The sequence below is a fragment of the Streptomyces durocortorensis genome (assembly GCF_016901035.1).
GTDB lineage: Bacteria > Actinomycetota > Actinomycetes > Streptomycetales > Streptomycetaceae > Streptomyces > Streptomyces durocortorensis.
The window spans coordinates 1-18126 of the sequence record NZ_JAFEUF010000050.1 but is presented as its reverse complement, the minus strand read 5'-3'; the positions used below and the strand labels follow the sequence as shown (position 1 = coordinate 18126).

The following is an 18126-nucleotide window of genomic DNA, read 5'->3' as shown; positions in this document are numbered from 1 at the left end:
CGCCCCCCGCGCCCGACGACCCCGAGCCCGCGCACGCCACGCCCACGGACGTCAAGCCCGCCACGCCCCCCACGGGCGAGGGCAACCCCGACGGCGACGCCGACTCCAAGTAGTTCTCACGACCCCGGGAACGTGCGGTCGTCTGCGGGGGCAGGTCCCCACTACACTTCGTGGCCGCTCGGGCGCGTACCCGGCGCGGGGCGGTTGGACAGGGAGAAACGAGAAGGTGGCAGCACCCAAGAAGGGCCGAGGGCCGTCCGGCGGTCAGGGCAGGCCGGGGCGTGCCCTGGCTCTGATCCTCATCGCCATGGTCGCGCTCACCGGCGGGTTGTTCCTGTCCGGGCACACCACACCCCGGCTGGGCATCGACCTCGCCGGCGGGACGTCGATCACGCTGGAAGCGCAGAACCAGCCCGGCAAGCCGAACGCGATCAACCAGACCAACATGGACACCGCGGTCGGGATCATCGAGCGGCGTGTCAACGGTCTGGGCGTCTCCGAGGCCGAGGTCCAGACCCAGGGCAACAAGAACATCATCGTCAACATCCCCAAGGGGACGAACTCCAAGCAGGCCCAGGAGCAGGTCGGCACCACCGCCCAGCTCTACTTCCGGCCTGTTCTGACGGTGCAGGCGAGCGGCCCCGAGGCGCCCAACCCCTCCGGTTCGGAGACTCCCTCCACCGGCGCCACCCCGAAGCCCGGCGAGTCCGCGGAGGGCGAGGACAAGGCCAAGGGCGAGGACAAGCCCGAGGGTGAGGAAGCCACCGGTACGGAGGCCACCCCCTCGGCGAGCGCCACCACCCAGGGCCGTGCTGTCACCGGAGCCCTGACCAAGGACGACCCGACCCCCGGCGCCACCGACAAGCCGAAGCCGTCCGATTCCCCCGAGGCCTCGCCCTCCGCGGACCCGGCCACGGCCAAGCTCCAGGAGGAGTTCGCCAAGCTCGACTGCACCGACCCGAAGCAGCGGACGGAGGCCGGCCAGAACGCCAAGCCGACCGATTCGATCGTCGCCTGCGGCTCGAACGTCCCGGGCAGCTACGAGAAGTACATCCTCGGCCCCGCCGAGGTCTCCGGCAGCGACGTCGACGACGCCAAGGGCGCCATCGACCAGCAGTCCGGCCAGTGGATCGTGTCGATGGAGTTCACCTCCGCCGGCGCCAAGAAGTTCCAGACGATCACCGGCCGGCTCTCGCAGCAGCAGCCGCCGATGAACCAGTTCGCGATCGTCCTCGACGGCGAGGTCGTCTCCGCCCCCTCGGTGCGCACCGCGCTCAGCAAGAACGCCCAGATCTCCGGCAGCTTCGACCAGCAGTCGGCCGAGGACCTCGGCAACATCCTCTCCTACGGCGCACTGCCGCTGACCTTCAAGGAGGTCAGCGTCACCACGGTGACCGCCGCGCTCGGCAGCGAGCAGCTCCAGGCGGGTCTGATCGCCGGCGCCATCGGTCTGGCGCTGGTCATCATCTACCTGGTCGTCTACTACCGGGGTCTCGCGTTCATCGCGCTGCTCAGCCTGCTGGTCTCCGGCATCCTGACGTACACGATCATGGCCTTGCTGGGCCCGGCCATCGGCTTCGCGCTGAACCTCCCGGCGGTCTGCGGCGCCATCGTCGCCATCGGCATCACAGCGGACTCCTTCATCGTCTACTTCGAACGCGTCAGAGACGAGATCCGCGAAGGACGCACGCTGCGACCGGCCATCGAGCGCGCCTGGCCGCGCGCCCGCCGCACCATCCTGGTCTCCGACTTCGTGTCGTTCCTGGCCGCCGCGGTGCTCTTCATCGTCACCGTCGGCAAGGTGCAGGGCTTCGCCTTCACGCTCGGCCTCACCACCCTGCTCGACGTCGTCGTGGTGTTCCTCTTCACCAAGCCCCTGATGACGCTCATGGGCCGGACGAAGTTCTTCTCCAAGGGCGGCCCGTGGTCCGGGCTGGACCCGAAGCGGCTCGGCGCCCAGCCGCCGCTGCGCCGTTCGCGCCGTGTCAACGCCCCCACCGAACCGAAGGAGGCGTGAGATGTCGCGACTCGGCAATCTCGGCGCCCGGCTCTACCGCGGCGAGGTCGGCTACGACTTCATCCGCAACCGCAAGATCTGGTACGGCGTCTCGATACTGATCACCATCACGGCCATCATCGGCGTGGCGGTCGGCGGCCTCCGCATGGGCATCGAGTTCAAGGGCGGCGCGGTCTTCACGACCGACACCAAGGCCCAGATCTCCACCTCCCAGGCCACGGACGTGGCGACCGAGGCCTCCGGCCACATGGCGATCGTCCAGGAGCTCGGCAACGGCGGTCTGCGCATCCAGATCACCGAGGTCGACACCGCGAAGGCCAACGAGATCAAGGAGACCCTCTCCGACGAGCTCGGCATCCCCGCGAACGACATCAACGCGGACCTGGTCGGCCCCAGCTGGGGTGAGCAGATCGCCAACAAGGCGTGGACCGGTCTCGGGGTCTTCATGATCCTGGTGGTGATCTATCTGGCCATCGCCTTCGAGTGGCGGATGGCCGTCGCCGCCCTCATCGCGCTGATCCACGACATCACCATCACGGTCGGCGTCTACGCACTGGTCGGCTTCGAGGTCACCCCGGGCACGGTGATCGGTCTGCTGACCATTCTCGGTTACTCCCTGTACGACACGGTGGTGGTCTTCGACAGCCTCAAGGAGGGCCAGAAGGACATCACCAAGCAGACCCGCTTCACGTACAGCGAGATCGCCAACCGGTCGATCAACAGCACCCTGGTCCGCTCCATCAACACCACCGTCGTGGCGCTGCTGCCGGTGGCCGGTCTGCTGTTCATCGGTGGCGGCGTCCTCGGCGCGGGCATGCTGAACGACATCTCGCTGTCGCTGTTCGTCGGTCTCGCCGCCGGTGCCTACTCCTCGATCTTCATCGCCACGCCGCTCGTCGCCGACCTCAAGGAACGCGACCCGCAGATGAAGGCGCTGAAGAAGCGGGTCCTGGCCAAGCGGGCCGCCGCGGCCGCCAAGGGCGAGTCCCCCGACGACGGCCCCGAGGGCCCGCGCGACGACGCGGAGACCGCGGGCACGGCGATCGGCCGCCCCCGGTCGCACCGCACCCCCGGGAAGCGCTGAGCGATGACGAGCACCACCGAATCCACCAGGGAGCTGCTGCTCAGCCGGATCCGCGATGTCGCGGACTACCCGAAGCCGGGCGTGGTGTTCAAGGACATCACCCCGCTGCTCGCGGATCCGGTCGCCTTCACGGCGCTCACCGACGCCCTCGCGGAGCTGTGCGTACGGCACGGCGCCACGAAGATCGTCGGCCTGGAGGCGCGCGGCTTCATCCTGGCCGCGCCCGTCGCGGTCCGGGCGGGCATCGGCTTCGTCCCGGTCCGCAAGGCCGGGAAGCTCCCCGGAGCCACGCTGAGCCAGACCTACGAGCTGGAGTACGGCAGCGCGGAGATCGAGATCCACGCCGAGGACCTCGACGCCGGGGACCGCGTCATGGTCATCGACGACGTCCTGGCCACCGGCGGCACCGCCGAGGCCTCGCTGGACCTCATCCGGCGGGCCGGCGCCCAGGTCGCGGGCGTCGCGGTCCTCATGGAGCTCGGCTTCCTCGCGGGCCGCGCCCGCCTGGAGCCGGGCCTCGCCGGCACCCCGCTGGAGGCCCTGATCACGGTCTGATCCGCAGGCCACCGCCCGGCGACGGGCACCGAGGACACCACAGGATGGGCACCCGGGAACACCGGGTGCCCATCCCTCGTTGTGCAGGCTCCCACCGTCCCCGGGCGAGGTCCCGCCGGGGGATCGATACCATGGGCTCCCGGGTAACCCGGATCCGCACGAGGAGCGCTCTTGCCAGACGAGGCCCAGTCAGCCGCCGCCCCGCAGCCCGACAAGCCCGTGGCGGCCCCCGCCACGCCGCAGAAGGCCGCGCCCTCGAACGCGCCGAAGCCCGCGCCCCCCGGGCCCTCCGCGAAGGCCGGGGCCGCCACCGGCTCCGCCTCCCGCTCAGGCGGCTCCTCCAACCGGGTGCGGGCCCGCCTCGCCCGGCTGGGCGTACAGCGCTCCAGCCCGTACAACCCGGTCCTGGAACCCCTCCTGCGTACGGTCCGGGGCAACGACCCCAAGATCGAGACGGCCACGCTCCGCCAGATCGAGAAGGCCTACCAGGTCGCCGAGCGCTGGCACCGCGGCCAGAAGCGCAAGAGCGGCGACCCCTACATCACCCACCCGCTGGCCGTCACCACGATCCTCGCCGAGCTGGGCATGGACCCGGCGACGCTGATGGCGGGCCTGCTCCACGACACCGTCGAGGACACCGAGTACGGCCTGGACACCCTCAAGCGCGACTTCGGCGACCAGGTCGCCCTGCTCGTCGACGGCGTCACCAAGCTGGACAAGGTCAAGTTCGGCGAGGCCGCCCAGGCCGAGACCGTACGCAAGATGGTCGTCGCCATGGCCAAGGACCCCCGGGTCCTGGTCATCAAGCTCGCCGACCGCCTGCACAACATGCGCACCATGCGCTACCTCAAGCGGGAGAAGCAGGAGAAGAAGGCCCGCGAGACGCTGGAGATCTACGCCCCGCTGGCGCACCGGCTGGGCATGAACACCATCAAGTGGGAGCTGGAGGACCTCGCCTTCGCGATCCTCTACCCCAAGATGTACGACGAGATCGTCCGGCTCGTCGCCGAGCGGGCCCCCAAGCGCGACGAGTACCTCGCCATAGTGACCGACGAGGTCCAGGCCGACCTGCGCGCCGCCCGCATCAAGGCCACCGTCACCGGCCGCCCGAAGCACTACTACAGCGTCTACCAGAAGATGATCGTGCGAGGCCGCGACTTCGCCGAGATCTACGACCTGGTGGGCATCCGCGTCCTCGTCGACACGGTCCGCGACTGCTACGCGGCGCTCGGCACCGTCCACGCCCGGTGGAACCCGGTGCCCGGGCGGTTCAAGGACTACATCGCGATGCCCAAGTTCAACATGTACCAGTCGCTGCACACCACGGTGATCGGCCCCAGCGGCAAGCCCGTCGAGCTCCAGATCCGTACGTTCGACATGCACCGCCGCGCCGAGTACGGCATCGCCGCCCACTGGAAGTACAAGCAGGAAGCCGTGGCGGGCGCCTCCAAGGTCCGTACCGACGTCCCCAAGAACACCGGGCGCGGCCAGGACACGGTGAACGACATGGCGTGGCTGCGCCAGCTCCTGGACTGGCAGAAGGAGACCGAGGACCCGGGCGAGTTCCTGGAGTCCCTGCGCTTCGACCTCTCGCGCAACGAGGTCTTCGTCTTCACGCCGAAGGGCGACGTCATAGCGCTGCCCGCCGGCGCGACCCCCGTCGACTTCGCGTACGCCGTCCACACCGAGGTCGGCCACCGGACCATAGGAGCACGCGTCAACGGGCGGCTCGTCCCGCTCGAATCGACGCTCGACAACGGCGACCTGGTCGAGGTCTTCACCTCCAAGGCGGCCGGTGCCGGACCCTCCCGTGACTGGCTCGGCTTCGTCAAGTCACCGCGCGCCCGCAACAAGATCCGCGCCTGGTTCTCCAAGGAGCGCCGCGACGAGGCAATCGAGCAGGGCAAGGACGCCATCGCGCGCGCCATGCGCAAGCAGAACCTGCCGATCCAGCGCATCCTGACCGGCGACTCCCTGGTCACCCTCGCCCACGAGATGCGCTACCCCGACATCTCCTCGCTGTACGCGGCGATCGGCGAGGGCCATGTCGCGGCGGCCGGTGTCGTCCAGAAGCTGGTGCAGGCCCTCGGCGGCCACGACGAGGCCAACGAGGACATCGCCGAGTCCACCCCGCCCTCGCACGGCGGCCGCAGCAAGCGCCGCGCCAACGCCGACCCGGGCGTCGTCGTCAAGGGCGTCGAGGACGTCTGGGTCAAGCTCGCCCGCTGCTGCACGCCCGTCCCCGGCGACCCGATCATCGGCTTCGTCACCCGGGGCAGCGGCGTCTCCGTGCACCGCGCGGACTGCGTCAACGTGGAGTCGCTCTCGCAGCAGCCCGAGCGCATCCTCGAGGTCGAGTGGGCGCCCACCCAGTCCTCCGTCTTCCTGGTCGCCATCCAGGTCGAGGCGCTGGACCGCTCCCGGCTGCTCTCCGACGTCACCCGGATCCTCTCCGACCAGCACGTCAACATCCTGTCGGCGGCCGTCCAGACGTCCCGCGACCGGGTGGCCACCTCGCGCTTCACCTTCGAGATGGGCGACCCCAAGCACCTGGGCCACGTCCTGAAGGCCGTACGCGGCGTGGAGGGCGTCTACGACGTCTACCGCGTCACCTCGGCCCGCAGGCCGTAGCGGAGACACGAGGAGGCCCCGGTACGCGTCGCGTACCGGGGCCTCCCGCTTACCGGCTTCTCAGCCGCCGAACTCCTCCAGGCCCTTCAGTGCCTGGTCCAGCAGCGCCTGCCGACCCTCCAGCTCCTTGGCCAGCTTGTCCGCGCGGGCGTTGTTGCCCTGGGCGCGCGCGGTGTCGATCTGGCCGCGCAGCTTGTCCACGGCGGCCTGGAGCTGACCGGTCAGACCCGCGGCGCGGGCCCGCGCCTCCGGGTTCGTCCGGCGCCACTCGGACTCCTCGGACTCCAGGAGCGCCCGCTCCACCGCCTGCATCCGGCCCTCGACCTTCGGACGGGCGTCACGCGGTACGTGGCCGATGGCCTCCCAGCGCTCGTTGATGGACCGGAACGCGGCGCGGGCCGCCTTCAGGTCCTTCACCGGCACCAGCTTCTCGGCCTCGGCGGCGAGCTCCTCCTTGAGCTTGAGGTTCTCGCCCTGCTCGGCGTCCCGCTCCGCGAAGACCTCGCTGCGGGCGGCGAAGAAGACGTCCTGGGCACCGCGGAAACGGTTCCACAGATCGTCCTCGGCCTCGCGCTGCGCTCGGCCCGCCGCCTTCCACTCGGTCATCAGGTCGCGGTAGCGCGCGGCCGTGGTCACCCAGTCCGTGGAGCCGGACAGCGACTCGGCCTCGGTGACCAGCTTCTCCTTGGCCTTGCGGGCGTCCTCGCGCTGGGCGTCCAGCGCGGCGAAGTGGGCCTTGCGCCGCTTGGAGAACGCCGAGCGGGCGTGCGAGAAGCGGTGCCACAGCTCGTCGTCCGACTTGCGGTCGAGGCGGGGGAGACCCTTCCAGGTGTCCACCAGCGCCCGCAGCCGCTCACCGGCGGAGCGCCACTGCTCGCTCTGCGCCAGCTCCTCCGCCTCGGCGACCAGCGCCTGCTTGGCCTGCTTGGCCTCGTCGGTCTGCTTGGCCTTGAGGACCTTGCGCTCCTCGCGCCGCGCCTCGACCGTCGCGACGAGCGCGTCCAGCCGCTTGCGCAGCGCGTCCAGGTCGCCCACCGCGTGGTGCTCGTCCACCTGCTGCCGCAGATGGTCGATGGCCGTCGTCGCGTCCTTCGCCGACAGGTCGGTGGTCTTCACCCGCCGTTCGAGGAGGCCGATCTCGACCACAATGCCGTCGTACTTGCGCTCGAAATAGGCCAGAGCCTCCTCGGGGGAACCGGCCTGCCACGATCCGACGACCTGCTCGCCCTCGGCTGTACGCACGTACACGGTGCCCGTCTCGTCGACGCGGCCCCACGGGTCGCTGCTCACAGCGCCTCCTCCACCTGATGCCTGCGAGGGGGTTCGCCCCCCGGGCATCGTCCACAGTTTCCTGGGGCGGGCCTCGCCCGCCCTGCACAACGCCAATCTAGGCGACCGGCCACCTGGCTGTCCGCACTCAGCGCGGCTGAAATTCTCCGCTCAGGTCCGGGGCGGGCCGCCGCATCGCCGGTGGCCGCCCGGGGCCGGTCGCCGTCCCGCCGGTTCAGCTCTTCTCGACGGTCGCCTTCTCGACGGTCACGGCCTTCTTCGGGGCACCGTCGCCCGCACCGCCCTCGACGCCGGCCTCGCCGACCTTCTGGACGGCCTTCAGCGAGGCGTCGTCCATCGTGCCGAACGGGGTGTAGGTGGGCGGGAGCTTCGTCTCCTTGTAGACCAGGAAGAACTGGCTGCCGCCGGAGTTCGGCTGGCCGGTATTGGCCATCGCCACCGTGCCCGGCGGGTAGACGACCGTGCCTTCGCCGCCCGCCTTGCCGAGCGCGTCCAGGTTCTCGTCCGGGATGTTGTAGCCCGGACCGCCCGTGCCGTCGCCCTTGGGGTCGCCGCACTGGAGCACGAAGATGCCCTGGGTGGTCAGCCGGTGGCATTTGGTCTCGTCGAAGTAGCCCTTGTCGGCGAGCGCCTTGAAGGAGTTCACGGTCTGCGGGGTCTTCGCCGCGTCCATCGAGAACCCGATGTCGCCCTGGCTCGTCGTGAGCGACATCGTGTACTTCGCCTTCTTGTCGATCTTCATCGCGGGGAGCGGGGCCTTGCTCTCGCTCTCGCTCTCCGAAGGCTCCGGAGCGGGGCTCTGGCTCGCCGCCGCGTCGGTCTTCTTGTCCTTGCCGTCGTCCTTGCCCGCCACGACGAACGCGCTCACGCCCACGACGGCGACCACGGCCACCGAGGCGGCGACGATCGCGGTGACGCGCCGCGTCCTGCGGCGGGCCTCCTCCCGGCGCTTCTGCTGGCGCTCGAACTTTTCCCGGGCGAGCTGCCGTCGCCGCTGTTCGCTGCTGGACACCGGTGGGGCTCCTTGTTACGTCGTGAGATGAGGGCCTGAGTTGCCCGTACCGTATATGGGTTACCTGTGTCATGAGGAGCGCCGGTAGGCTCTGATCTGCCGCATCCTCGTGCCGCGGCCGCATCCTCCGCCGAACATTAAGGACGATCGTGCTCATTGCCGGGTTCCCCGCCGGGGCCTGGGGGACCAATTGCTATCTGGTCGCCCCCGCCGCCGGTGAGGAGTGCGTGATCATCGACCCGGGCCACCAGGCCGCCCAGGGCGTCGAGGAAGCGCTGAAGAAGCATCGGCTCAAGCCCGTCGCCGTCGTCCTCACCCACGGCCACATCGACCACGTCGCCTCGGTCGTCCCCGTCTGCGGCGCCCATGACGTCCCCGCCTGGATCCACCCCGAGGACCGCTACATGATGAGCGACCCGGAGAAGGCCCTGGGCCGCTCCATCGGGATGCCGCTCATGGGCGAGCTGACCGTGGGGGAGCCGGACGACGTCAAGGAGCTGACCGACGGGGCGAAGCTGACCCTGGCCGGTCTGGAGTTCGGCGTCTCGCACGCGCCCGGCCATACCAAGGGGTCGGTGACGTTCGGGATGCCCGAGGCCGCGGACATTCCGCCGGTCCTCTTCTCGGGCGACCTGCTCTTCGCCGGCTCCGTCGGACGCACCGACCTGCCCGGCGGCGACCACGCCGAGCTGCTGAGCTCGCTGGCCCGTGTGTGCCTGCCGCTCGACGACTCGACCGTGGTGCTGTCCGGCCACGGCCCCCAGACGACCATCGGCCGCGAGCGCGCCACGAACCCGTTCATGAACGGGCTGGACGCCGCGCCGCGCCGAGGACTGTAGACGAGAGACGTATACACGTGAGCACCTTTCAGGCCCCCAAGGGCACGTACGACCTGACCCCGCCCCGTTCCGCGACGTTCCTGGCGGTGCGCGAGGCCATCTCCGCGCCCCTGCGCGACTCCGGCTACGGCTACATCGAGACGCCCGGCTTCGAGAACGTCGAGCTGTTCGCACGCGGTGTCGGTGAGTCCACCGACATCGTCACCAAGGAGATGTACACCCTCACCACCAAGGGCGGCGACCAGCTGGCGCTGCGCCCCGAGGGCACCGCGTCCGTCCTGCGCGCGGCCCTGGAGGCCAACCTCCACAAGGCGGGCAACCTCCCCGTCAAGCTCTGGTACTCCGGCTCGTACTACCGCTACGAGCGCCCGCAGGCGGGCCGCTACCGCCACTTCTCGCAGGTCGGTGCCGAGGCCATCGGCACCGAGGACCCGGCCCTGGACGCCGAGCTGATCATCCTCGCCGACCAGGCGTACCGCGCGCTCGGCCTGCGGCAGTTCCGCATCCTGCTGAACTCGCTGGGCGACAAGGAGTGCCGCCCGGTCTACCGCGAGGCGCTCCAGACCTTCCTGCGCGACCTGGACCTCGACGAGGAGACCCGCCGCCGCATCGAGATCAACCCGCTGCGCGTCCTGGACGACAAGCGGGCCGACGTCCAGAAGCAGCTGACCGACGCCCCGAAGCTCCGCGACTACCTGTGCGACGCGTGCAAGGCGTACCACGAAGAGGTCCGCGCCCTGATCACGGCGGCCGGGGTGGTGTTCGAGGACGACGAGAAGCTGGTGCGCGGCCTCGACTACTACACCCGGACGACCTTCGAGTTCGTCCACGACGGTCTCGGCTCGCAGTCCGCGGTGGGCGGCGGCGGCCGCTACGACGGCCTCTCCGAGATGATCGGCGGCCCCGAGCTGCCGTCCGTCGGCTGGGCGCTCGGCGTCGACCGCACGGTCCTCGCGCTGGAGGCCGAGGGCGTCGAGCTCGACCTGCCCGCCACCACCAGCGTCTACGCGGTCCCGCTCGGCGAGGAGGCCCGCCGGGTGCTGTTCGGCGTCGTCACCGAGCTGCGCCGCGCGGGGATCGCCGCGGACTTCGCGTTCGGCGGCCGCGGCCTGAAGGGCGCGATGAAGAGCGCCAACCGCTCGGGCGCCCGATACACCCTGGTCGCGGGCGAGCGCGACCTCGCCGAGGGCGCCGTCCAGCTCAAGGACATGGAGTCCGGCGAGCAGAGCGCGGTGCCGCTGGCCGAGGTCCCGGCGGAGCTGGCGAAGCGGCTCGGCTGACGGAACCGTGAGCGGGGCGCGGGCGGCGGGACCTCAGGTCCCGGACCCCCCGCCCCGTGCGTTTCACAGCAGCCCGTGACGCATGGCTCCCGTGACCGCCGCCGTCCGGTCGCTGACGCCCAGCTTCCCGAAGACCCGCAGCAGATGGGTCTTCACCGTCGACTCGCCGATGAACAGCCGCCGCCCGATCTCCGCGTTGGTGCACCCCTCCGCCACCAGCCGCAGCACCTGCGTCTCGCGCTCCGAGAGCCGGGGCAGCTCCGGCACCCCGCGCAACTGGTCCACCAGCCGGGTCGCCACCGTCGGCGCCAGCACGGTCTCGCCCCGCGCGGCCGCCCGGATCGCGTCCGCCAGCTCCGCCCGCCCCAGGTCCTTGAGCAGATAGCCCGACGCCCCGGCCTCCACCGCCCGCAGGATGTCGCCGTCGCTCTCGTACGTGGTCAGCACGACGACCCGGCACGGCAGCCCCGCCGCCCGGATCCGGCGGATCGACTCGACGCCCCCGCCGCCCGGCATCCGCAGGTCCATCAGCACGATGTCCGGCAGCAGCTCGGCGCAGAGCGCCTCGGCGCGTGGACCGCTGGACGCCTCGCCCACCACATCGAGGTCCGGCTCGGCCTGCAGCATCCCGCGCAGCCCCTCCCGTACGACGGGGTGGTCGTCGGCCAGCAGGACTCGGATCATCGGGTACTCCTTCGTGAGGCGCCCGCAGGCGGGACGGTCGCGGGCAGCGGCAGGGTCACGGTCACCGAGGCCCCCGCCCCCGGGGTGCTCCGGACCTCCGCGCCCCCGCCCGCCTCCTCGGCCCTGGCCCGTACCCCGTCCAGACCGTAGCCCTCGCGCGGCGCCCGGGGATCGAAGCCGCACCCCTCGTCCCGTACGGACAGGCCGAGGGAGTCGGAGGCGTACGTCAGCACGACGGTCACCGGTACGGACGGGCCCGCGTGTTTACGGGTGTTGGCGAGGGCCTCCTGGCAGGCGCGCAGGGCGACGACCTCGTACGCGGTCGGCAGCGGTGTCACCTCACCGGCCACCTCCAGCCGCGCCGGGGCCCCGGTCTGCGCGGAGTGCCGGTCGGTCAGCCGGCGCACCGCGTCCACCAGCGAGGTGCCGGCCAGATCGGCGGGGGAGCCCCCGGCCACCAGAGCCCGCGCCTCGGCGAGGTTCTCCCGGGCGGTCCGCGTCATCAGGGCCACATGCCGCCGGGCCTGCGGCAGATCGTGCTCCAGCTCGGACTCGACGGCCTGGGAGAGCATCAGGAGGCTGGTGAAGCCCTGGGCGAGCGTGTCGTGGATCTCCCGCGACATCCGCTCCCGCTCCGCCAGCGCACCATGGGCCGCCGACAGCCGGGCGATCTCCTCCCGGCCCGCCTCCAGCTCGGCGATCAGCGCGGCCCGGTCCCGGCTCTGGGCGATGATCCGCATCGTCCACTGCCCCAGGAACGCGCTGAACGCGAACGTCGCCACCGCCAGCAGCAGCCGGAAGACCGCCTCGCCCGCCGAGGGCCGCCAGAGCAGCGTCGAGCCGACGAACGGCACCGCGCCCATGATGCCCAGCACCCACAGCGCGCTCCGCAGCCGCAGCAGCATGAAGCACTGCGGGGCCAGGGCGAACGTGACCAGCTGGGTCTCGTGGACCAGCATCGCCGTGGGCAGGAACAGCAGCATCGCCCCCACCACATAGCGGCGGGCGGGGCCCTCGTCCCCGGATTCGTCCAGCACGGCCCGGCGGCCCACCAGGACGTACCACGGCAGGTTCAGCGCCACGATCGACCCGGCCACCGCGCGGAGCGGCCAGGCCGGTTGGGCCGCCCCCAGCACCACGGCGAGGGTGACCCCCCAGACGACGGCGAAATACCCGTCCCAGGGGCGCAGCGACCGCACCCAGACGTCGGAGTCGCGAGCCCCGTCCGCCCCGGTCAGCCGTCGCGCCGGCTCTTCCAGCGAAACGTCAGCAGACACAGCAGCAATCCTCCGATGCACCACGTGCCCAGCACCAGGGCGATCCGGCCGAACTCCCAGCCGCCCGCCTGCTCCAGCACGGCTGCGGACTCGGGCAGGAAGACCCCGCGAAAGCCCTGGCACATCCACTTCAGCGGGAACAGGGCACCGATGTTCAGCATCCAGTCAGGGAGTTCGCTCGCCGGGATGTAGACGCCGGAGATGAACTGGAGCACCAGGAACGGCAGGATGACCACCGATCCCGCACTCCGCCCCGACCGGGGCAGGCTGCTGATCGCGATGCCGAGCAGCGCGCAGGAGGCCGTACCGAGCAGGAAGATCCAGCCGAACGTCAGCCAGGTGGCCACGTCCCCGGGCAGGCCGAGATCGAACAGGCTCACCCCGACCGCCAACAGGACGGCCGCCTCCAGGATCCCGGTGACCAGGACCAGCCACACCTTTCCCAGGAAGTACGCGGCGGGTGGCATCGGCGTGGAGATCAGCCGGCGCAGCAGGCGCTCGTCGCGCTCGATGGCGATGGAGATGCCGAGCGACTGGAAGCTGGTCGCCATGATGCCCGCCCCGAGCATCGCGGCCACGTAGAGCTGGGAGACGGGGGTGTCCGTGCCCGCCACGTCCCCGCCGAAGATCGAGGCGAACAGCACCAGGAAGACGACCGGGAAGGCGAGGGCGAAGACGACCTGGTCGCGTTGGCGGAAGAACTGCTTCAGCTCCAGACCGCCGCGCAGCAGGCCCAGTCCCCACGCACCGGGAAGCCCGGCCCCGGACCGCGCGGTCATCGGGCCGCCTCCGACTGCCCGGTGAGCCGCAGATACACGTCCTCCAGGGTGGGCCGGGTGACCCGCAGTCCCGGGACCTCGCCGTCGAAGCGGGCGGCGAGCGCGGTGACCGTACGGGTCGGGGTCGCGGTCTCCTCCGAGCGCGGGGAGCCGTCGGGCTCCGTCCACGCGACGGTCGCCCCGCCGCCGAACCGGGACCGCAGTTCCCCGGGGCTCCCCTCGGCGACGGCGGTGCCCGCCGCGACGACGACGAGCCGGTCGGCGAGCGCCTCGGCCTCCTCCAGGTAGTGCGTGGTGAGGAGGATGGTGGTGCCGTCGTCCGCGAGCAGCCGGATCAGCTCCCAGAACCGCCGCCGGGCGGCCGGGTCGAACCCGGTGGTCGGCTCGTCGAGCAGGAGGAGTTCGGGGGAGCCGATCACGCCGAGCGCCACGTCGAGACGCCGCCGCTGACCTCCCGAGAGGGCCTTGGTCCGGGATCCCGACTTCGCCTCCAGGCCGACGAGGGCGATGGTCTCGTCGGGGTCGCGCGGGCGCGGGTAGTAGCGCGCGAAGTGCCGGACCGTCTCCCGTACCGTCAACTCGGCGGGGGCGGATTCATCCTGCCAGACGATCCCGACCCGGGACCGTTGACGGCGGTCGGCCGTCGCCGGATCGGCGCCGAGGACCTCCACGCTCCCGGCGTCCCGGTCCCGCTGTCCCTGGAGCACCCCCACGCAGGTGCTCTTCCCGGCACCGTTCGGACCGAGCAGTCCGCACACCTCACCACGCCGGATGCCCAGGTCCAGGCCGTCCAGTGCGGTCACACCGCCGTACCGCTTGCGCAGTCCGCGCACGTTCACCACGAGTTCCGTCATGATTCCGAGCATTCCGCGGGGCCGGCGACGCGCTGCCCACCGGACGTACACCTTTATGTCCATCGAACGGTTGACCCGTACGGGGGTGCGGCACAATGACCTTGCCCGGCTGACCACTCGGTGACGGAACGGCGATATGACGACTGCAGCGGTAGACCACGACCTCTCCTCCGATCAGGACGAGGGCGGCCGCAAGCGCGCCTTCGGGGCCGGACGCGGTCTCGCCCTGCTCCTGGTGATCACCGGCGCGGCCGGTCTGCTGGCCTCCTGGGTCATCACGCTCGACAAGTTCAAGCTGCTGGAGGACCCCTCCTTCACCCCCGGGTGCAGCCTCAACCCCGTCGTCGCGTGCGGCAACATCATGAAGAGCGAGCAGGCCGCCGCCTTCGGGTTCCCCAACCCGATGCTGGGTCTGGTGACGTACGGCATGGTCATCGCGATCGGCATGGGCCTGCTGGCCGGCGCCCGCTACCGCAGCTGGTTCTGGCTCGGGCTGAACGCAGGGACGCTGTTCGGCGTCGGCTTCTGCACCTGGCTGCAGTACCAGTCGCTGTACAACATCAACTCGCTCTGCCTGTGGTGCTGCCTGGCCTGGGTCGCCACCATCATCATGTTCTGCTACGTGACCACGCACAACGTCAAGAACCGCGTCCTCCCGGCCCCGGCCTGGCTGCGGAACGGGCTCACCGAGTTCCCCTGGGTGCTCCCGGTGATGTGGATCGGGATCATCGGCATGCTGATCCTGACCCGCTGGTGGGACTTCTGGACCAGCTGAGCCGCCGGACCCGCCCCTGGTGGGGTTGTCAGTGGGGTCGCATAGGCTTCGTGACGTGGAGCCCGACCTCTTTACCGCAGCCGCCGAAGACCGCCAGGAGAAGGACCCGTCCAGCAGCCCCCTCGCTGTCCGGATGCGTCCGCGCATCCTCGACGAGGTCGTCGGCCAGCAGCATCTGCTGAAGCCGGGCTCGCCCCTGCGCCGCCTCGTCGGTGACGGGGGCGGTCCGGCGGGGGCGTCGTCCGTCATCCTGTGGGGCCCGCCCGGCACCGGCAAGACGACCCTGGCGTACGTGGTCAGCAAGGCCACCAACAAGCGGTTCGTCGAGCTCTCCGCGATCACCGCAGGCGTCAAGGAGGTCCGGGCCGTCATCGAGAGCGCGCGCCGCGCCACCGGTGGCTTCGGCAAGGAGACCGTCCTCTTCCTGGACGAGATCCACCGCTTCTCCAAGGCCCAGCAGGACTCCCTGCTGCCCGCCGTGGAGAACCGCTGGGTGACGCTCATCGCCGCCACCACGGAGAATCCGTACTTCTCGATCATCTCCCCGCTGCTCTCGCGCTCGCTGCTGCTCACCCTGGAGCCGCTGACCGACGACGACCTGCGCTCCCTGCTGCGCCGGGCGCTGACCGAGGAGCGGGGGCTCGGCGGGGCGGTCACCCTGCCCGAGGACGCCGAGGCGCATCTGCTGCGGATCGCCGGCGGCGACGCGCGCCGGGCTCTCACCGCACTGGAGGCGGCGGCCGGTGCGGCCATCGCCACGCACGAGGCGGAGATCACGCTGGAGACGGTCGAGGCGACCGTCGACCGCGCCGCCGTGAAGTACGACCGTGACGGCGACCAGCACTACGACGTGGCCAGCGCGCTCATCAAGTCGATCCGCGGCTCCGACGTGGACGCCGCTCTGCACTATCTGGCCCGGATGATCGAGGCGGGGGAGGACCCGCGGTTCATCGCGCGACGGCTGATGATCTCGGCCAGCGAGGACATCGGCCTGGCCGATCCCACCGCGCTGCCGACCGCCGTGGCCGCCGCCCAGGCGGTGGCCATGATCGGTTTCCCGGAGGCGGCGCTCACCCTCAGCCACGCCACCATCGCGCTGGCGCTCGCCCCCAAGTCCAACGCGGCGACGCTGGCGATCTCCGCCGCGCAGGACGACGTGCGCCGAGGGCTCGCCGGACCGGTCCCGGCCCATCTGCGCGACGGCCACTACAAGGGCGCCGCCAAGCTCGGCCACGCCCAGGGCTATGTCTATCCGCACGACGTGCAGGGCGGCATCGCCGCCCAGCAGTACGCCCCGGACGCGGTCCGCGACCGGCAGTACTACACCCCCACCCGCTACGGCGCCGAGGCACGGTACGCGGACGTCGTCGAGCGCGTCCGCGAGCGCCTCGGTCGCGCCGGCGAGGGCACGGAGCCGTCGTAGGGCCCTCGGACCGCCGGATCAGGACGCGGCCGCCTCGAAAAGGGTGTGCATGGCGCGACGCAGCTCGGTGACGTCCCGCACGGGCTCGGGGAACTCGAAGCGGGCGTCGAAGCACGCGTCCTTGCTCTCGACGAAGCGGACCCGCAGCCCGAAGCGGTCCAGTGCCACGGGCACGGCGCTCGGCTGCCCGGGCGCGCAGGCCCGCGCGGTGCGCTCGCCCAGCAGACCGCACAGGGTGCGCATCTGCTCGTCGTGGGCGGAGGCCAGATGCTGGAGCAGCTCCGCCTCGTGGTGGACCAGCGGGTCGGGGGCCGCGTCGCGGAAGTCCTCCGGCTCGATGTCCTCGGCGCCCCAGAGGTCGTCCACGTACGCCTCGCCGAACTCCAGGCGCAGCATCATCCGGCCGGGCTCGGCGACGCCGGGTACGGAGGTGAGCCAGCCGGAGACCCACGCGCGGCCGCGGATCCGGTGCGGTACGGAGACCGGGGCGACGTCCGAGAGCTCCAGCACGGCGGTCAGCTCGTCGCCCTGCGCGTGCGTCGCGGCCCGGACTGCCGGGGAATCCGCGGGGAATTCGAGGAACAGGTCACCCTCGGGCCCCACGCTCCGGCTGTCCGGGATCAGGGGCTCCGCACGGGCCAGATCGAGCCCCGGTACGACGAGCAGCGCGGAGCAGGTACTCTGTACGAGAGTTCGTGTGCGCTCGGCTGCTGACGGCATCCGAGTGTTTTCTAGCCCGCTGGGACGCGGCTGACCACGATCTGATCGGCCTTCCGTCGTAGCAGCATCCTCCTCTGAGGTGCTGCCGCTGTCTGTGCTGTCCGTGACGTGAGTGGTGTTCCCAGGGCGAGACATGCGATCTCCTTGAGTAAGGTAAGCCTAACCTAACCTACAACGGAGGTCTGGAGAACGTGCCTAACCAGTCGCGTCCCAAGGTCAAGAAGTCGCGTGCCCTCGGCATCGCCCTGACGCCCAAGGCTGTCAAGTACTTCGAAGCTCGTCCGTACCCGCCGGGCGAGCACGGCCGTGGCCGCAAGCAGAACTCGGACTACAAGGTCCGTCTGCTGGAGAAGCAGCGCCTGCGTGCGCAGTACGACATCAGCGAGCGCCAGATGGCGCGCGCCTACGACCGCGCCAAGAAGGCCGAAGGCAAGACGGGCGAGGCGCTGGTCGTCGAGCTCGAGCGCCGCCTCGACGCCCTGGTCCTGCGTTCGGGCATCGCCCGCACCATCTACCAGGCCCGTCAGATGGTCGTCCACGGCCACATCGAGGTCAACGGCGGCAAGGTCGACAAGCCGTCCTTCCGCGTGCGCCCCGACGACGTCATCCAGGTCCGCGAGCGCAGCCGCTCCAAGGTCCCCTTCCAGGTGGCCCGCGAGGGTGGCTACGACACCGACGGTGAGACCCCGCGCTACCTCCAGGTGAACCTGAAGGCCCTGGCCTTCCGCCTGGACCGGGACCCGAACCGCAAGGAGATCCCGGTGATCTGCGACGAGCAGCTCGTCGTCGAGTACTACGCCCGCTGATCCAGGCGTAGCCGCTCTCACCAGCGCTCCGGCCCCCCCCCCCCCCCGCCCCCGCCCCCGCCCCCCCCGGCCGGTCCCCACCAGCCCCCCTGACAAAAGA

The 18126-nt window shown here is 70.9% G+C and carries 16 protein-coding genes; 9 read left to right on the top strand and 7 right to left on the bottom strand.

Annotated elements, in window-relative coordinates; all coding sequences use genetic code 11:
• The first annotated feature begins 226 nt into the window (after nucleotides 1-226).
• The 4 genes from secD to JS521_RS12940 all read left to right on the top strand — a co-directional run bounded on the left by secD (nucleotide 227) and on the right by JS521_RS12940 (nucleotide 6287).
• Nucleotides 227-2017: a protein translocase subunit SecD gene (gene secD / locus JS521_RS12955; protein WP_205082992.1), complete on the top strand. Its 1791-nt coding sequence runs from the start codon at nucleotides 227-229 to the stop codon at nucleotides 2015-2017.
• A gap of 1 nt (nucleotide 2018) precedes the next feature.
• Complete coding sequence (gene secF / locus JS521_RS12950; protein ID WP_205082991.1) at nucleotides 2019-3101, top strand: protein translocase subunit SecF; 1083 nt, start codon at nucleotides 2019-2021, stop codon at nucleotides 3099-3101.
• Nucleotides 3102-3104: 3 nt separating this feature from the next.
• Nucleotides 3105-3656 carry an adenine phosphoribosyltransferase gene (locus JS521_RS12945; RefSeq protein ID WP_205082989.1) on the top strand — a complete coding sequence of 184 codons (552 nt, stop codon included), beginning with the start codon at nucleotides 3105-3107 and terminating at the stop codon, nucleotides 3654-3656.
• Nucleotides 3657-4004: 348 nt separating this feature from the next.
• Entirely contained in the window at nucleotides 4005-6287 is a 2283-nt protein-coding gene (locus JS521_RS12940) for a RelA/SpoT family protein (RefSeq protein ID WP_307847859.1), read from the top strand.
• 60 nt (nucleotides 6288-6347) lie between these two features.
• Here JS521_RS12940 and JS521_RS12935 read toward each other — a convergent pair whose 3' ends face one another.
• Together JS521_RS12935 and JS521_RS12930 are read right to left on the bottom strand one after the other, a co-directional pair.
• Entirely contained in the window at nucleotides 6348-7577 is a 1230-nt protein-coding gene (locus JS521_RS12935; protein WP_205082986.1) for a DUF349 domain-containing protein, read from the bottom strand.
• A 214-nt stretch (nucleotides 7578-7791) separates the two neighbouring features.
• On the bottom strand, nucleotides 7792-8589 hold the full coding sequence (locus JS521_RS12930; RefSeq protein ID WP_205082985.1) for a peptidylprolyl isomerase: 798 nt from the start codon (nucleotides 8587-8589) through the stop codon (nucleotides 7792-7794).
• Between the two features lie 149 nt (nucleotides 8590-8738).
• Between JS521_RS12930 and JS521_RS12925 the strand changes: the two genes are divergently transcribed.
• Nucleotides 8739-9428 carry an MBL fold metallo-hydrolase gene (locus JS521_RS12925; RefSeq protein ID WP_205082983.1) on the top strand — a complete coding sequence of 230 codons (690 nt, stop codon included), beginning with the start codon at nucleotides 8739-8741 and terminating at the stop codon, nucleotides 9426-9428.
• Between the two features lie 17 nt (nucleotides 9429-9445).
• Nucleotides 9446-10708 carry a histidine--tRNA ligase gene (gene hisS / locus JS521_RS12920; RefSeq protein WP_205082981.1) on the top strand — a complete coding sequence of 421 codons (1263 nt, stop codon included), beginning with the start codon at nucleotides 9446-9448 and terminating at the stop codon, nucleotides 10706-10708.
• A gap of 63 nt (nucleotides 10709-10771) precedes the next feature.
• Here the strand turns inward: hisS and JS521_RS12915 are convergent, their stop codons facing one another.
• The 4 genes from JS521_RS12915 to JS521_RS12900 are packed head-to-tail and all read right to left on the bottom strand — an operon-like array spanning nucleotide 10772 to nucleotide 14302.
• The gene (locus JS521_RS12915; protein ID WP_205082980.1) at nucleotides 10772-11392 is read right to left on the bottom strand and encodes a response regulator; all 621 of its coding nucleotides are present in this window, start codon (nucleotides 11390-11392) and stop codon (nucleotides 10772-10774) included.
• A complete protein-coding gene (locus JS521_RS12910; protein ID WP_205082978.1) occupies nucleotides 11389-12669 on the bottom strand; it encodes a sensor histidine kinase in 1281 nt (426 codons plus the stop codon). Before JS521_RS12910 ends, JS521_RS12915 begins: the two co-directional genes overlap by 4 nt.
• Nucleotides 12627-13448 carry an ABC transporter permease gene (locus tag JS521_RS12905; protein ID WP_205082977.1) on the bottom strand — a complete coding sequence of 274 codons (822 nt, stop codon included), beginning with the start codon at nucleotides 13446-13448 and terminating at the stop codon, nucleotides 12627-12629. The genes JS521_RS12910 and JS521_RS12905 overlap by 43 nt, the downstream gene beginning before the upstream one ends.
• Nucleotides 13445-14302, bottom strand: a complete 858-nt coding sequence (locus tag JS521_RS12900; protein WP_205082975.1) for an ABC transporter ATP-binding protein — start codon at nucleotides 14300-14302, stop codon at nucleotides 13445-13447. Before JS521_RS12900 ends, JS521_RS12905 begins: the two co-directional genes overlap by 4 nt.
• Before the next feature lie 136 nt (nucleotides 14303-14438).
• Between JS521_RS12900 and JS521_RS12895 the strand changes: the two genes are divergently transcribed.
• Complete coding sequence (locus JS521_RS12895; protein WP_205082974.1) at nucleotides 14439-15077, top strand: vitamin K epoxide reductase family protein; 639 nt, start codon at nucleotides 14439-14441, stop codon at nucleotides 15075-15077.
• 55 nt (nucleotides 15078-15132) lie between these two features.
• On the top strand, nucleotides 15133-16500 hold the full coding sequence (locus JS521_RS12890) for a replication-associated recombination protein A (protein WP_205082972.1): 1368 nt from the start codon (nucleotides 15133-15135) through the stop codon (nucleotides 16498-16500).
• Between the two features lie 18 nt (nucleotides 16501-16518).
• Here JS521_RS12890 and JS521_RS12885 read toward each other — a convergent pair whose 3' ends face one another.
• On the bottom strand, nucleotides 16519-17220 hold the full coding sequence (locus tag JS521_RS12885; RefSeq protein WP_205082971.1) for a DUF2470 domain-containing protein: 702 nt from the start codon (nucleotides 17218-17220) through the stop codon (nucleotides 16519-16521).
• Nucleotides 17221-17411: 191 nt separating this feature from the next.
• Here JS521_RS12885 and rpsD point away from each other — a divergent pair, with 191 nt between their 5' ends.
• Nucleotides 17412-18026 (top strand): 30S ribosomal protein S4, encoded by a 615-nt coding sequence (gene rpsD, locus JS521_RS12880; RefSeq protein ID WP_205082969.1) that lies wholly within the window; start codon nucleotides 17412-17414, stop codon nucleotides 18024-18026.
• The last annotated feature ends 100 nt before the right edge of the window (nucleotides 18027-18126 follow it).

Coding starts and splice junctions, on each gene's coding strand:
- secF (WP_205082991.1), top strand. CDS start 2,019: ATGTCGCGACTCGGCAATCTCGGCGCCCGGCTCTACCGCGGCGAGGTC.
- JS521_RS12945 (WP_205082989.1), top strand. CDS start 3,105: ATGACGAGCACCACCGAATCCACCAGGGAGCTGCTGCTCAGCCGGATC.
- JS521_RS12915 (WP_205082980.1), bottom strand. CDS start 11,392: ATGATCCGAGTCCTGCTGGCCGACGACCACCCCGTCGTACGGGAGGGG.
- JS521_RS12905 (WP_205082977.1), bottom strand. CDS start 13,448: ATGACCGCGCGGTCCGGGGCCGGGCTTCCCGGTGCGTGGGGACTGGGC.
- JS521_RS12900 (WP_205082975.1), bottom strand. CDS start 14,302: ATGACGGAACTCGTGGTGAACGTGCGCGGACTGCGCAAGCGGTACGGC.
- JS521_RS12895 (WP_205082974.1), top strand. CDS start 14,439: ATGACGACTGCAGCGGTAGACCACGACCTCTCCTCCGATCAGGACGAG.
- JS521_RS12885 (WP_205082971.1), bottom strand. CDS start 17,220: ATGCCGTCAGCAGCCGAGCGCACACGAACTCTCGTACAGAGTACCTGC.